The following is a 15,653-nucleotide window of genomic DNA, read 5'->3' on the forward strand; positions in this document are numbered from 1 at the left end:
ACCTCGACGCAATGGTCGTTCAACCGTGTTGCTACGATGGCAGCGGGTTCCTGCGTATCGGGCAGCGCTGGCAACAACGTGCTCGCGAAGCGAAACAGCCGCCACTTGCTCTGGATCTCATCGAACGATGGGCGGGACTGCCCCATTTTTTTAGCAGTCCGCATTATTTGGGCTCCTGGACTGGAGCGACCAATTTTTCGTCAATGGGATCTGTGAGCCACGTACCGCGCGTGAAGATGAGCGGCTCCTGCTGTGGGAACAACGCGAGACTGGGCTGGTTCAAAATGTCTGGCCGATAACAGTAGTCCAGCATGACCTCCGTATCTTCACGCATCGTTATCTGCCAACTCAACTGGCGAGTACCCTCTCGAATGAAGTCCTTACCACTGACTATGCATTCCGCGTCAAAAGGGAATTGGTACCCCGGTGCCACAGCGAGTGGGCCCCGCACCATATTTAGGATTTGGCCATTCCGCATCGCTTTGAGCGTGTATTGGAAAACATCGGCGTGTTGTGTAGGCGGCGATTCTTCGCCTAAAGAGGGGTAGCCAGGGAGGACTATAGACAGCGAAAGAGTTCCTATGCCTTCCTTGCCGACAACGCGCTGTAGAGCAACGCTGTCTTGCCAGAGTCCGTAAATAGGAATGCTGCGGATTGCAATATCGCGCACCGACATCGAGGGAGTTTCCCAATTTGCTACCGCGCGGACGCCGTAAACCGCACCGTGAAATGCGGTAAGTTCCTCGTCTAGAGATTTATAACGATATGCTCGCCCGCCCCGACTCCAATAGCTGTGTGCCAACCAGACTTCGTCAGGCTGAAATTTGGCGAGAGCGGCCTGGATGCTGAAGTAAATCACTCCTACAGTGGCAATGAAGGCCAGCACCAGCCAGCCGACTGGGCCGACCACGCCAAGGAAGACGCCTGCGGCACCCAAGAACAACCCTGCAGCCGCCAACGCTCCAAACCCAGCGGACGCGAGATATAGTCGGCCAGCCTCGGAGTTTTGTTGAGTTGTGAGCGCGTGTGAGGCACGAACCCCGTCCGCGATGGCTCCTAATGCAGCAGTCAAGGCGCCAGCTTTCGCAGCTAATGTTCGAGCAGGCAGAACGGCCTTTCGAGCTGCGGCAAGTGATTCGCCTTTGGCCAACGCATGTAGTTGGAGCACGTCGGCCTTGACGAAAGAGCCCGAGCTAATTACGGCTGATACTGCCGCCAACGCGCTAGCCCCGTTGGCGAACCCAGAAACTGATCGATCAATCTTCCCGTTCGCGAGATCTTTGATCGACGACCGAAGTGCCATGATGGCGGAAATGGCGGCCAGGCCTGTGAACCCATATTCCCCGCGCACGATTCCAGTCTGCGCGGCGCCGTAGGCTTTACTTTGACGAACCTGATCCAGCATCCGCTTGAACACATTTCCTTCAAGTTGGAACGGCTGCGGATTGTGCACAGACGGTTGGGCAGATGAAATACGGGTTGCTTGATCACCGATGCGCACGGTTTCGTAAAGGAGCACCGTCGCTGGCTGATTGCGCAATGGCTGCTTGACGGTAATACCCCACTTCCTTAGTTGTTCGGTGTTCATGCTTCGTTCACCGTGGAACTGGGAGTATTGGAAATTCGCCTCGGCGCTAGACACGCGGTACGTGACAATGGTGTTGCCAACGCGGACTTCTGCGTACAGGCGTAATCGCCGGACGATGCTGCTGGCTGTGGCCTCGGGCAAACGCGTATCACCAAGCTCAGAAAGCATCTGGCTTACAAGTACATCTGAGGACTGGGTCGCTGGATAGGAGACGTTCAGTTGAAAGATGGGCGCAAAGGCCGCAATCCCAACATCCAGCACGTTCTTCAGCGGCGCAGGGTTGGCGAAATCGGCGTGCAACTCAGGGATGCCGTGCGCTAGCGCCAACCAGACAGGACTTCTTTCTGGTGGGGCCAGCAACAAACTCCGGTACGTCGATCGACCACTTTCGCTGTGAGTCAGGTTACCCACGCAGTGTGCAACAACGCGCTCGTAGTCCTGTGCATTCTTTTTTGCACCCAAGTCAAAACAGGACAGCGCCTTGCCAAACCATCCATCCTGCCAATCCTTGGCGATGGCGCTGCCGCCAGTCCTGATCCAGCCTTCAAGGTCCTTCACCAGTGTGTCAATGTCGGCCTGTTTCCGCCTGACTGTCTGTTCATACGAGCGCATGTATGGAACAGCATTGCCATGGAAGCGGTCCGCGTCATCGTTCGCGTCAAAGCGAACCAGATCTCGCCTTTTGGCATAGGCTTCTGGAGTCGCACGCTTTTGAACGCTCTGCAAGTACTGCTTTATGACGGTGGCGCTTGTGTAAGCGTGATTGTTATCGATTTCATAAGCTTGCCGATCTGCCGCCGCAACTGCGACAAGATGCGCCAGTTCACTCATGACGCCGATCGGGTCGTGCAGCACGACCGCCAGAGGAACGATATCCTTGATCGGAACAAGCTCGACGTAAGCGCCCGGGATGACGGTTTCGTAGGTGGGGAACGACTCCGGCGCTGATATCTCGCTCCACGTGTAGTACCCCGACCTGCCACTCAAGTCGGGTCGTCGCAGTTCCGGCGTCGCGTAAGCAAGCAACGCGATGTTGAACACATGGGGTTGCTCAACACCACCAGCGTGCCTGACCCTTGTCGCCAACCTGGAGCGGCTGCCACCGCTATCGTTCTCGATGCTCCAGAGTCTGGCATGGGTCAGCATCGTTTCGCTGGTCAGCAGGTAGACGACGTCTCCTTCTTGGGTCGCTGGGGCAGATAGATAAGGTTTGGCGCTGACCGTTTCGGGGCGAGCGAGCCGCCCGGGGATGGCATCGTCTTCGTCTGCAGGAGTCCACCAGATGCGCGCAAATCGCATGTCGTCGGTGACTTGATAGTGCTGCGTCCACATCCGGCCGTTCTGGAAGTAGCACAGGTAAACGTAGGTGCCTGGACGCAGCACGCGCAGACCGTACGCCTTGCCGGCGGTCAGCGCGGGATAGCCCTCAGCGCTGAGTGTGGGAAACACGCCTTTATCCCAGGTGCGCTCAGCAACGCCGTAGCGCAAAGGGTAGATGGGCACACACCGCTGACACGATGGCGGTGAGATGGCCTTGCCCAGTTGTTTTTCATTAGGGCGGTCGGGACTCAGCGCTTTCTTGTGGGGCGTTGTCATAGCGGGGGCCTCATGGCCCACAGGCAACACGAAGGCCTTGGACAGACCTTCCCGCAAGGTGTACACGACGACGTCGAAGGACTTGTCGTCGATGGCAAATGCGAAGCGAAATCGGACTGGATAGGAATGTCGGGCTCCCGGAAACCACAGGCTTTCCACACCACCAATGCGTGCCCAGCCTGCGCGCGCCCATTACGGCACGCATGCCCAGGCTTGGGTATCAGACAAGTACGATTTTGAAATTCGTCAGCTTCTATTGCGACAACTGTCAGGCGCGCAAAAAAGCCAGGGCCTGTGCGGGCGGCAGCGCCACCCGCACAGGCCCTGACTCACTTCCTCGTTTCAGCTCGCGTCGCCTTTGGCCGGCGCAGGCTGCCCATTCGAGCTGCGCACCAGTCCCATCTGCACCGCGATGTACGCGGCCTCGGCCTGGTTGCGTGCGTTCAGCTTCCAATAGAGCGTGCGCGCGTGGCTCTTGACAGTGGCGACCGAGATGCCGACCTGCTGGCCGATCTCGCGCATGGTCTTGCCTTGCACGAGCAGCTGCAGGATTTCCTCCTGCCGCTGCGTGAGCTCGCGCAGCTCTTGCACGGAAGCGTGCGCGGTGCTGGGCGGCCGGCCGGCGGGTTGCGGGTAGCATTCGCCGCCCGCAATCACCAGGCTGACTGCCGCGGCCAGCGCATCGGGGCTGGAAGCCTTGGGCAGATAGCCCGCGACCCCGGCGCGCGCACACGCGGCCATCACGCTCTGGTCCAGCGCTGAATACAGCACCAGCACCAGCCTGGGCATGAAAAAGGCCATGGCCTGCGATAGAAGGCCGATGTCCTCTTCCGCGGTGCCGCTGCAACCGATCACTAGCAACTCCACTGGCTTGTTGATCGAGCTGGACATATTAAGGAGGTGGGCTGGCGAGATGGCCAGGATATCGTCGGCGTTGCGCACACGTTCCAGCACATGCTGAATTGCGACACGAAGCAGAGCGTAGTCTTCGATCAGTACGGTTGTCATCCCGGGAAGAACCTTGTGACGCATGGCCCATTACGGTTCCCATGACGCTGGCGCGACGCCGCGCAATGCGCGGGTTCACGCGCGTCGCCAGGTTCAGGGGAATCCTGCCCGCAGCCTTGGGATTGCAGTGGCGAGACTAAGTGATTCGCCCTATCAATCCATGCTTGCGGACACAACTCATGCTATCAGCGGCTACGTTCGCTGAATCTCGTTCAGGAGGATGATTGGTGGCGGAAAGCGAGGCGACAGCGACGTGAACACCTGCTTTCTATGCCTTAGCCGTATTGGCTATGCGCGGTCCCGGCAGCGTTGGAACGGGCGTTCCTGCTGCCGGGCAGGCAGCGCAAACCTTGCTTAACCGAGCTTGCGCCCATAGATCTGCCCGGCATCCACTTCGCGACCATTCGGTTCATGCCATTCAAGGGTCGCGCCGCGTTGCAGCGCCGCGTACACGGCTTCGCCCTTGTTCTTGACATGCAGGCGTTGGTACAGCGTGCACGCGTGCGTCTTCGCGGTTGCCACCGAGATGTTCAACATCCGGCTGACGGTCTTGATGGGATAGCCCCTTGCAAGCAACACCAACACTTCGTACTGGCGCGGCGTGATCTGCAGGAGCTGTGCGCCCGCGCTGACCGGCATGGCGCCCTTCGCACCGCCTTCTTCCGCATCCCGCGACGGCAAGGCGCATACGGTGGAGGCCGGAGCCTGCAGCGCCTGTTCGCTCGGGAAGCATTGCCCGCCCGCCATCACCAGGCGGATGGCGGCCTCGAGGATCTCGACCGAAGCCGTCTTCATCAGGCAACCGTACACACTGGCGCCAGGCAGGCCTTGCACCGGCATGGGCAAGGGCATGACGTCCGTCAGAAGCAGAATCCGCTTGGGCGTCAGCACGCGCTGAATCTCGTGCAAGGCGCTCCATGCTTCATCGGTATCCACTGGCAATCCATAGATCAGAAGATCGGCGCCCGCGTGCACGCCGTCGGCCTTGGACACGTCCGCAAGGCCCATCCCCTCGATCTCCCACACATCATCCAACTTGCTAAGAATTTGCCACAACCCCAACCGCAGTAGCGGATGGGCTTCAATCAGGACCATCTTGGCCATGGTGTCCTCCCGGTTTTTCGACGGGCCTAGAAGGGATCTTCGCTGTGCTGAAGATATTATTTATCCAGCCCTGCGGGGGTGGTCCGCATATCCCGGAATATCTAATGAAGCTGAACCGGGACGTTTAGGCTGGTCGACTTTGGTAGCCAACATAACGGATGGCATGGAACCCATCTTATGGTTCGGATTTGTCAAAATCAAGACGTTTCAGGGCGATATAATCCGACAAAATCAGAAATCAATCGTTAGCCTTAATCATGTTCCTAAATACGGATGAGGAACCCCATCTCGTCCTTTTTACCGCTAGGGTTTTCACCAGCATCGCCCCGTTGCACCTGCGGTTCTCCCTATGAAACGGCCGCGGTTTGCCGGCCGGCCACGCCCGGAATGCCCGTGTTACAGACGAAAAAAAGCCACGTCGGGGCATCTGCCTGACGCGGCCTTGGGGTGCCGGATGGGGAGGGAAAGCTGTCAACTTGTATCTGTCGACACATCACGCCGGTGAGCGATCCCTTCAATCGAAATAACGGTAACATTTTTATTTTTACGCCCGCAGGCGTATTTACTCCATATAGGCGAAGTCAAATACCGTATGTCCGCCCTGATGATGCCAATGGTGCATTGAAGCATGGCGTTTTCTCAGGAAGTTGGCGTAGTGGATCTCGCCATCGGTTTCGACATAAGTGGAAGGCGAAAGCTCCTCGATCTTGTTCAGCGAAACGCCCTTGCCGTAGTGACAGAAGCCTTGGTACTGGGCGCACCGGATCACGTCTCCGCCAGGCGAGACAACGATTCCGGCGTTGCGGGCGCGCATCGGGTTGCGCACGATCGGGTTGCAGGCGTGGGGCGTCCAGGACATCGAGCGGGGCGAATCCGAGAAGAACGCGAACAGCTCGTCGCAGTGGCTCTGGCCGTCAGTCCGGTCGATATTTGTCAATAGCCACCAGTATTCGCCGTGTTTAAAAATAATGGTATCCACGGCAGAAATATTGGTCATCAGATTAACATCCAGCTCCCATTTCAGCGGAAATTCCGTACATTTCCATAGCTCGATACTGCGATTTCCACACGTTTCCGGAACCATGTATGTCACGCCTTCGTGTTCAAAAATATACGGAAATGAAAGGTGATAAGGCAGGTTCAGCGCGGTGCCCAACAGCCGGAAAGCCCCGTCGGAGTAGGTCGCGACGGAGATCGTGCCCTTGCGGGACGTAAAATCATAGTCCTCGAAAAATATATATGGTTTTTTGTCGTGCGTATAAACGAAGGGGTCCGCGAAAAACCGCCCCTTGGGCGGCTGCAATACCATCGCCTCCGATACCACCGCCTGCTGTCGCGCGGAGGGAAACATACCGATCCGCCACCGGACATTGCGTTTCATGATGCGCCGCACAACCAGATCCGACATTAACCACGCCTGGCGCGCAATATATGCCGCGCTGTCCCACTCTGCCGGGTCGGCGCGGCGCGGACCGCTCATGATCTGCATGGCAGGCGGCGCGACGCCCGGCCGGTCGTGGGCCAGCGCCTGCAAGGCGTCATAGACCATGAAGTTTCCCAAACTGAAAGCGCGGGCCTGATTCTTCAGCCAGAACACTTCCGTGTTGAAACTGCGCTGGTCCAGGAGTTCGTCGTCTTCCTGCCGCGCGCCGATGCGCCAGAGTTTCACGGTGGTGTGATCTTCGCGCTGAAAGACCTCCCAGAAGCCGGCATAACGGCTGGTTGCCACCGCAATATCCGAATAGCTCAATTGCCACACGCCCAGCCGCGACCAGCTGGAAAGTTGCGAGCGTGTGGCGAGCGACGCGCCCAGCGTGATCACCAGGTCCAGCCCCAGCGCCTGCACCTCGCGGCGCGCCTGCGGATCCTCATCGCCGGGCGCCAGCGGAATCACCGCCGTGCCGGCCTGCTGCAGGCTGTCACGCATGTCGCGGCAGGCCAGCATGTCGCGCTGCTTCTGCGGCAGCAGCTTGCCTTCCAGGCGCGACAGCGTGCCGAACAGTGCCTTCACGCTCAGCCTCGGTGCACTGTCGGCGACCTCACCGTTCATCACCAGCAACGCCGTGAGCTCGAACTCCTGGCTGTGGAGTAGCCACTCAACCATCTCGTGCATCCAGCCGGGTTGCTCATACCCGTCAACCAGCAATCCCACCTTGTACGTCGTCATTTCTCGTGCTCCTGTATCAGGGCGATTGGCCTGCCGCGCCGTGACTGCGCAGGGCCTCGCCCGGCACACACCCGGGGCAATGCTTTTATGTTCTCGCGCTGATACTGCGGGCTTTTTAGCGTGCGTTCCAGAGCGCATTCATCCTAGGACTGGTGTCCGAGGACATTCGGCTAAATCTCAACCTCCCGCGCGGGCCGCGCCTCATGCTTCTTCGCGGCAGGGCCTCGTCCGTACGCACGATGCGAAGCGCGCTCGCGGCAAAAACAACACCACGGCCGCTAGCGCTTAGGGGTAAACCCTATTGGGGATAGCAGAGGCTCGCCTCTCATCCAAGGCTCCCGCATAATGCATTGAAACAAACGTTTGAATTCAACCTTATGCAAGAAATCCGCTCCACACCCACGAGAGAAGCCATCCTGGACACCGCCGAGTCCCTGTTCGCGCAGCAAGGACACGAAGCGACGTCGATGCGCCAGATCACCGGCGCGGCCGGTGTGAACCTCGCGTCGGTGAACTATCACTTCGGCTCCAAGGAGTCACTCGTGCAGGCGGTGCTCAAACGCCGCCTGGAAGTGCTGAATCGCGAGCGCATGCGCCTTCTGGACGAACTGGAGGCGCAATCCGGCGGCAAACCCCTGAAGCCCTCGCAGATCGTCGATGCGTTCTTCGGCACGCTGCTGCGCCTGGCCGCCGATCCCGCGCAGGCCGGCAGCACGTTCCTGCCGCTGCTGGAACGCACGATGACCGATCCCACGGATTTCATCCGGGCACTGTTCGCCGAGGAATACGCCGACGTGCTCGCGCGCTACCGCAACGCGCTGTTCGCCGCCCTGCCGGACGTGCCCCGCGCCGAGATCATCTGGCGTTTCCAGTTCATGCTGGGCGCGACGTCGTACGCGATCATGGGCACCGACCTGCTGCGCTCGGTCACCGGCTTGGCCGGCGACGAAGCCGAACAGCCCAACGACCGCGAACTGCTTCTGCCGCGCCTGATGAGTTTTCTGCTGGGCGGGCTGCGTTCGCCCTTGCCGCACGTAAACGCAAGCCCCGGAGGCGCCTGACCGCCGTCCACCGCCCGCCCGGCCGGCGCGCCCTCCTTTGAAGGCCGCCACGCACCTGAAGAACAACGAGGAGACAAGAAAATGTACGCAGTCATCGTCGCGCTGGTTGTCATTGCGCTCCTGGCCGCCGTGTTGCTGGGCGTGCGCCCCATCCGGCGGGCGCTGTTGTCCGCGCCGATCTTCAACCTGTATCGCAAGGTGTTGCCGCAGATGTCGGACACCGAGCGCGATGCGCTCGAGGCAGGCACCGTCTGGTGGGAAGGCGAGCTCTTTCGCGGCCGGCCCGACTGGAGCCGTCTGCTGGCCTATCCCCGCCCGCAGCTGACCGACGAAGAGCAGCGCTTTCTGGACAACCAGGCCGAGACCGCGTGCCGCATGGTCAACGACTGGCACGTCACGCAAGAGCGCTTCGACCTGCCCGCCGGCGTCTGGAACTATCTGAAGACCGAGGGTTTCCTCGGCATGATCATTCCCAAGCAGTACGGCGGCCTTGCGTTCTCCGCCTACGCCCATTCCGAAATCGTGACCAAGCTATCCACGCGTTCTTCCGCGCTGGCCGTGTCGGTCATGGTGCCGAACTCGCTGGGTCCGGCCGAACTGTTGCTGCATTACGGCACCGAGGAACAGAAGAACCACTATCTGCCGCGCCTGGCCCGCGGCGAGGAAGTGCCGGCGTTTGCGCTGACCAGCCCGTGGGCGGGTTCGGATGCGGCCGCCATTCCCGACAGCGGCATCGTCTGCAAGGGCGAATGGCAGGGCCGCGAGGTGATCGGCATGCGCGTCACCTGGGACAAGCGTTACATCACGCTCGCGCCCGTCTGCACGTTGCTGGGCCTGGCGTTCCGCCTGTACGACCCGGACGGCCTGCTGGGCGGCAAGAAGGACCTGGGCATCACCTGCGCGCTCGTGCCGCACGACCACCCCGGCGTGGACACCGGCCGGCGCCACTTCCCGCTGAACGCCATGTTCATGAACGGCCCGACGCGCGGCGCCGACGTCTTCATGCCGCTGGACTTCATCATCGGCGGTCCCGCCATGGCCGGCCAGGGCTGGCGCATGCTGATGGAATGCCTGGCCGCCGGCCGCTCGATCTCGCTGCCTTCCTCGAACACCGGCATGTCCAAGCTGACGGCGCGCGCCGTGGGCGGCTATGCGCGCGTGCGCAGCCAGTTCCGCATGCCGGTCGGCAAGTTCGAAGGCGTCGAAGAGGCGCTGGCGCGCATTGGCGGACACACCTACATGATGGACGCGGCGCGCACCATGACGGCCGGCGCGGTGGACCTGGGCGAAAAGCCTTCTGTCGTGTCGGCCATCGTCAAATACCACGTCACGGAGCGCGCGCGCCAGGTCGTCAACGACGGCATGGACGTGATCGGCGGCAAGGGCATCTGCCTGGGACCGTCCAACTTCCTGGGCCGCGCCTACCAGCAGATCCCCATCGGCATCACGGTCGAAGGCGCCAATATCCTGACGCGCAGTCTCATCATCTTCGGCCAGGGCGCGATCCGCTGCCACCCCTACGTGCTTGCGGAAATGCAGGCTGCGCAATCGCCGGACCGCAAGCGGGGGCTGGATGATTTCGACGCCGCGTTCTGGGGCCACGCGGGCTTTGTGGTGCGCAACACCTTCCGTGCGCTGGGCACGTCGCTGACCGGCGCGCGGTTTGCCGCCGTGAACGCCGACGTCTCGCCCGCCATGAAGCGCTACTACCAGCTGCTGGGCCGTTATTCCGCGGCATTCGCGATGCTGGCCGACACCTCGATGCTGGTGCTGGGCGGCAGCCTGAAGCGGCGCGAGCGCCTGTCGGCGCGGCTGGGCGACGTGCTGTCGCAGATGTACCTGATCAGCGCCACGCTCAAGCGTTTCGAGGACGAAGGCCGGCAGGCCGCCGACGCGCCGCTGGCGCACTGGTCCATCCAGGACGCGTTGTGCAAATTGCAGGACGCCTTTGACGGCGTGCTGGACAACTTCCCGAACCGTGCGGTGGCCTGGATCATTCGCCGCATCGTGTTTCCGTGGGGCCACGGCCAGATCCCGCCGTCGGACCAGCTTGGCCAGGACGTGGCCCGGCTGCTCATCAGCCCCAGCGCCACGCGCGACCGCCTGACCGCCGGCTGCCATCTGCCCGCCACCGCGGACGAGCCCGTGGGCGCGATCGAGCAGGCGCTGGCCGCCACGCTGGACGCCGAGCCGATCGAAGCCAAGATCCGCGAACTGGAAAAGCGCGGCGTGCTGGACGGAAATCCGCAAGCGAATGTGCGCGACATCGCCGACGCGGCGGTGGCCATCGGCGGCATCACCGCGGAAGAGTACGCGGTGGTCAAGCGCCGCAACCGCTTGCGCGACACCGTGGTGAAAGTGGATGATTTCCCCTTTGACCTCGGCGCCGCCGACGCGGACCGGCCCACGGCCGAACGCAAGGTCGCCTGAGGGAGGTAGCGGATGGCATTCAAACCGGTTTACGTCGTCGACGGTTCACGCACGCCCTTTTTGAAGGCCCGCACGGGCCCGGGCCCCTTCTCCGCCGGGGATCTGGCGGTGCAGGCCGGCCGCGCCCTGCTCCTGCGCCAGCCCTACGCGCCCACCGACCTGGACGAGGTCATCGTGGGTTGCGCGGCGCCCTCGCCCGAAGAAGTCAACATCGGCCGCGTGATTTCGCTGCGGCTCGGTTGCGACGATCGGGTGCCCGGCTGGACCGTCATGCGCAACTGCGCATCGGGCATGCAGGCGCTGGATTCGGCCATTGCAAACATCCAGAACGGCCGGTCGCACCTGGTGCTGGCCGGCGGCACCGATGCGCTGTCGCGCGCGCCGGTGCTGTTTTCGGACGGCATGGTGCGCTGGCTGTCGCGCTGGTACGCCGCGCGCGGCGTGGGCGCCAAGCTCAAGGCGCTGGGCGGTTTCCGGCCCAAGCACCTGGCGCCCGTGATCGGCCTGCTCAAGGGCCTGACGGACCCGGTCGTGGGCCTGTCGATGGGTCAGACCGCCGAGAACGTCGCCACGCTGTTCAATATCGACCGCGCCGCCATGGATGCGTACGCGGCGCGCAGCCACCAGCGCGCGCTGGCGGCCCGCGCCGCCGGCATGCCCGAGGTCACACCGGTCATCGACATGCAGGGCACGCTGCACGCCGCGGACGACGGTGTACGCGAAGACTCCACGCCCGACAAGCTGGCCAAGCTCAAGCCGGTGTTTGACAAGCCGTGGGGCAACATCACCGCAGGCAACAGTTCGCAGGTCACCGACGGCGCGGCCATGCTGGTGCTGGCTTCGGAAGAGGCCGTGCGCAAATGGAACCTGCGTCCGCTGGGCCGCATCATCGATTCGCAATGGGCCGGGCTGGATCCCGCGATCATGGGCCTAGGTCCCGTGCATGCGGCCACGCCGATCCTGCAGCGCCATGGGCTGGGCTTGAATGACCTGGACTTGTGGGAGATCAACGAAGCCTTCGCGGCGCAAGTGCTAGGCTGCCTGGCCGCGTGGCGGGACGAGGCCTACTGCCAGGAAAACTTCGGCACGCCAGCCTGGGGCGAACTGGACCCCGCGCGGCTCAACGTCGACGGCGGGGCCATTGCCATCGGGCACCCGGTGGGCGCCTCGGGGGCACGCATCGTGCTGCATCTGCTGCATGCGCTCAAGCGCCGGGGCGCCCGGCGCGGCATGGCGGCCATCTGCATCGGCGGCGGCCAAGGCGGCGCGATGCTGGTCGAAACCCTGGACGAGGACCGCCCATGACGACATTGGATACGCTTTCCCACTGGCGCCTGGACCGCGACCCCGACGGGCTCGCCTGGCTGACCTTCGACCGCGCGGGCAGCGCGGTCAACGCCCTGTCGGCCGATACCATGGCCGAACTCTCGGTGGTGCTTGACGCGCTAGACCGCGATCCGCCCCAGGGCCTCATCATCCAGTCCGGCAAGGCGACGGGCTTCATCGTGGGCGCCGACGTCAACGAATTCGCCACACTGGACACGCCTGAGCAGGCCCGCGGGCTGGTGTCGCGCGGCTGGAATCTCATGAACCGCCTGGCTGGCGTGCGCTATCCGACGCTGGCGCTGATCCAGGGGCATTGCCTGGGCGGCGGCCTGGAACTGGCGCTGGCTTGCCGCTACCGGCTGGTGGCGGACCAGCCCGGCGCCTCCCTGGCGCTGCCCGAAGTCATGCTTGGCATCTTTCCAGGCTGGGGCGGCATGCTGCGCCTGCCGCAGGTGATCGGCGCGCCGGCCGCGCTGGACATGATGCTGACCGGCCGCGGCGCCGATGCCCGCCGCGCGGCCGCGTTGGGGCTGGTGGACGCGCGCGTGCCGCCACGCCTGCTGCTGGCCGCGGCGCGCCAGACGGTCCTGTCGCGCAAGCCCGCCCGGCGCGCGCGCGGCCTGGGCGCGTTGCTGAACCGCTGGCCGCTGAAAGCCATCGTTGCCAACCGCGCCCGCAAGCAGATTGCCGCCAAGGATCCGCTAGGCCATTACCCGGCCGCGCCCGCCATCGTGGAAATCTGGGAAAAGCATGGCGGCAATGCGCTCAAGGCGCCCGACCTCATCGACCGCATCATTTCGTCCGGCACGGCGCGCAACCTGCTTCGCGTGTTCCGCCTGCAAGAGCGTCTGAAGGCCAACGGCAAGCAGCCCGGCGTTGCGCCCGCGCGCCATGTGCACGTGGTGGGCGCCGGCGTAATGGGCGGCGACATCGCCGCCTGGTGCGCATACAAGGGCATGACCGTGACCCTGCAGGACCAGGAGATGTCCCGCATCGCGCCGGCAATCAAGCGCGCCGCAGCGCTTTATACGCGGCGTTTGAAGGACCCGCGCCTGGCGCGCGCCGCCTTTGACCGGCTGGTGCCCGATCCGGAAGGCAACGGCGTGCCGCTGGCAGACGTCATCATCGAGGCCATCAGCGAGCAGCCCGACGCCAAACGCGCGCTGTACCGGTCGCTGGAACCGCGCATGAAGCCGGATGCGCTGCTGGCCACCAACACGTCCAGCCTGTCGCTTGAAACGCTGCGCGAAGGCCTGGCGCGGCCGGAGCGCCTGGTGGGCATTCATTTCTTCAATCCCGTGGCCAAGATGCCGCTCGTGGAGGTCGTGCACGCGCAAGGCGGCGACCCCGACGCCCAGATCCGCGCCTGCGCCTTTGTCGGGCAGATCGACAAGCTGGCGCTGCCGGTCAAGAGCGCGCCCGGCTTCCTGGTGAATGCGGTGCTTGCGCCTTACATGCTGCAGGCCATGCGCAGCGTGGACGAAGGCGTCGCGCCGGAAACCGTGGACGCCGCGATGGTGGCCTTCGGCATGCCGATGGGGCCGCTGGAGCTGGCAGACACCGTAGGCCTGGACATCGCACGCGACGCCGGCGCGCAACTGGCCGGCGGCGCCGAGCCGCCACGTTGCCTGGCCGAGCGCCTGGCGCGCAACGAGCTGGGCAAAAAGAGCGGCAAGGGCTTTTACACCTGGCGCGATGGCAAGCCGGTCAAGCAGCGCGGCGCGGATCCCGCCGCCGCGCCCGCCGGCCTGGCCCAGCGCCTGATCCAGCCGCTCATCGACGCCACGCGTGAACGTGTCGCGGGCGGCATCGTGGCCGACGCCGATCTGGCCGATGCCGGCGTGATTTTTGGGACGGGCTTCGCGCCATTCACGGGAGGCCCCTTGCATTACGAAGCAGGCAGCACCAAGCAGGACCGCAGCACAGCGGCTCGCGCCGATTAGACCGGCGAAACCAGGCCGGCAGTGGAAAGAGAGACACACATCCAACTCGAGGAGGCAGTACCATGCGCAGACGTCCATTGTCCCTGAGCACCCTGTCGGCCATCCTGGTCGGCCTGGGCGCATCCGCAACGTCCTACGGCGCCGGTTTTCAGCTCTTGGAGCAGAACGCCAGCGGCCTGGGCAACGCGTATGCGGGCTCGGCGGCAAACCCGGAGAATGCCAGCATCATGTATTTCAACCCGGCAGGCTTGACCTATCTGCCGGGCCTTAATTTCTCCGGCGGGGTAAACCTGATCAAACCGTCGTTCAAGTTTTCGGACAACGGCAACAGCCGCAACCCCAGCGCGCCGGGCATTGCCGGATCGGGCTTGAACGGTTCGGTTCCCACCGGCGGCAATGGCGGGGACGCGGGCCATCTGGGCGTCGTGCCCAACCTCTACGCCTCCTGGCAACTGAACGAGCAGTGGTACATCGGTCTGGGCGTGGGCGCACCGTTCGGCCTGATGACCGAATACGACGACGGCTGGGTCGGTCAATACCACTCGAACAAGTTCGACATCAAGACGATCAACGTCAACCCGTCCATCGCCTACAAGGTCAACGAGAAATTCTCGATGGGCTTCGGCGTGAACTGGCAACACATCGACGCCACCTACAAGAAAAAAACCGTGGTGCCCATCGCGGGGCTGCCGCTGGCCACCAATGGCGACGCCGACCTGAACCTGAAGGGCGATGCGTGGGGCTGGAACGTCGGCTTCATGCTGCAACCCACCGAAGACACGCGCATCGGCCTGTCGTACCGCTCGAAGATCAAGCACTCGGCCAAGGGCGACACCGACATCGACAACATCGGCCCCACCGGCCAGTCCGTGTCGTTCGACGCCAAGGCCAACGTCGACCTGCCCGATACGTTGATTCTTAGCGCCACGCACCAGCTCAACGAAAAGTGGGAACTGCTGGGCGACGTATCCTGGACCGGATGGAGCAGCATCCCCGAGCTGAAGATCAAGAATTCGGGCCCGGGCGCCCGCGACGATGAACTGCCGCTGAATTTCCGCGACTCATGGCGCGTCGCGGTGGGCGCGAACTACAAGTTCGCGCCGGCCTGGAAGTGGAAGTTCGGTCTGGCGTTCGACCAGTCGCCTGTGTACAAAGCCGCCGACCGCCCGACGTCCCTGCCCGACAACGATCGCTACTGGTTCTCCACCGGCTTGCAATGGGCCGCCACGAAGGACACCACGATCGACGTGGGCTATACCTATCTGTACCTGCGCAAGACGGACATCGACACCACGTCCGGCAGCGCAGCCACCAAGGGCCGCGTCGCGGGCACCTACGACAGCAACGGCCACATCTTCGGCCTGCAACTCTCGTCCCGCTTCTAGCCGTGAACGGGGGACGGCCGCGCGCCGTCCCCCGCTTTTTCAGGA

General features: G+C 63.2%; 9 protein-coding genes. 5 read left to right on the plus strand and 4 right to left on the minus strand.

What is annotated here, in order from left to right; genetic code table 11:
- Window positions 1-163 precede the first annotated feature (163 nt).
- The 4 genes from QEP15_RS16880 to QEP15_RS16895 all read right to left on the minus strand — a co-directional run bounded on the left by QEP15_RS16880 (window position 164) and on the right by QEP15_RS16895 (window position 7,463).
- A complete protein-coding gene (locus QEP15_RS16880; protein WP_280147751.1) occupies window positions 164-3,343 on the minus strand; it encodes a toxin VasX in 3,180 nt (1,059 codons plus the stop codon).
- Between the two features lie 183 nt (window positions 3,344-3,526).
- Complete coding sequence (locus tag QEP15_RS16885) at window positions 3,527-4,192, minus strand: helix-turn-helix transcriptional regulator (RefSeq protein ID WP_056323669.1); 666 nt, start codon at window positions 4,190-4,192, stop codon at window positions 3,527-3,529.
- Between the two features lie 354 nt (window positions 4,193-4,546).
- Entirely contained in the window at window positions 4,547-5,296 is a 750-nt protein-coding gene (locus QEP15_RS16890) for a response regulator transcription factor (RefSeq protein WP_062839173.1), read from the minus strand.
- A 562-nt stretch (window positions 5,297-5,858) separates the two neighbouring features.
- Window positions 5,859-7,463 (minus strand): glucosamine inositolphosphorylceramide transferase family protein, encoded by a 1,605-nt coding sequence (locus tag QEP15_RS16895; protein ID WP_152384972.1) that lies wholly within the window; start codon window positions 7,461-7,463, stop codon window positions 5,859-5,861.
- Window positions 7,464-7,840: 377 nt separating this feature from the next.
- Here QEP15_RS16895 and QEP15_RS16900 point away from each other — a divergent pair, with 377 nt between their 5' ends.
- The 5 genes from QEP15_RS16900 to QEP15_RS16920 all read left to right on the plus strand — a co-directional run bounded on the left by QEP15_RS16900 (window position 7,841) and on the right by QEP15_RS16920 (window position 15,608).
- Window positions 7,841-8,524 (plus strand): TetR/AcrR family transcriptional regulator, encoded by a 684-nt coding sequence (locus QEP15_RS16900; RefSeq protein ID WP_056323661.1) that lies wholly within the window; start codon window positions 7,841-7,843, stop codon window positions 8,522-8,524.
- Between the two features lie 81 nt (window positions 8,525-8,605).
- On the plus strand, window positions 8,606-10,954 hold the full coding sequence (locus QEP15_RS16905) for an acyl-CoA dehydrogenase (protein WP_280147752.1): 2,349 nt from the start codon (window positions 8,606-8,608) through the stop codon (window positions 10,952-10,954).
- Window positions 10,955-10,966: 12 nt separating this feature from the next.
- Entirely contained in the window at window positions 10,967-12,259 is a 1,293-nt protein-coding gene (locus QEP15_RS16910; protein ID WP_175155902.1) for an acetyl-CoA C-acetyltransferase, read from the plus strand.
- Window positions 12,256-14,223 carry a 3-hydroxyacyl-CoA dehydrogenase NAD-binding domain-containing protein gene (locus QEP15_RS16915; RefSeq protein WP_152384975.1) on the plus strand — a complete coding sequence of 656 codons (1,968 nt, stop codon included), beginning with the start codon at window positions 12,256-12,258 and terminating at the stop codon, window positions 14,221-14,223. The genes QEP15_RS16910 and QEP15_RS16915 overlap by 4 nt, the downstream gene beginning before the upstream one ends.
- 62 nt (window positions 14,224-14,285) lie before the next feature.
- Entirely contained in the window at window positions 14,286-15,608 is a 1,323-nt protein-coding gene (locus QEP15_RS16920) for an OmpP1/FadL family transporter (protein ID WP_175155904.1), read from the plus strand.
- The last annotated feature ends 45 nt before the right edge of the window (window positions 15,609-15,653 follow it).

Source organism: Achromobacter mucicolens (assembly GCF_029866465.1).
Lineage (GTDB): Bacteria > Pseudomonadota > Gammaproteobacteria > Burkholderiales > Burkholderiaceae_B > Achromobacter > Achromobacter mucicolens.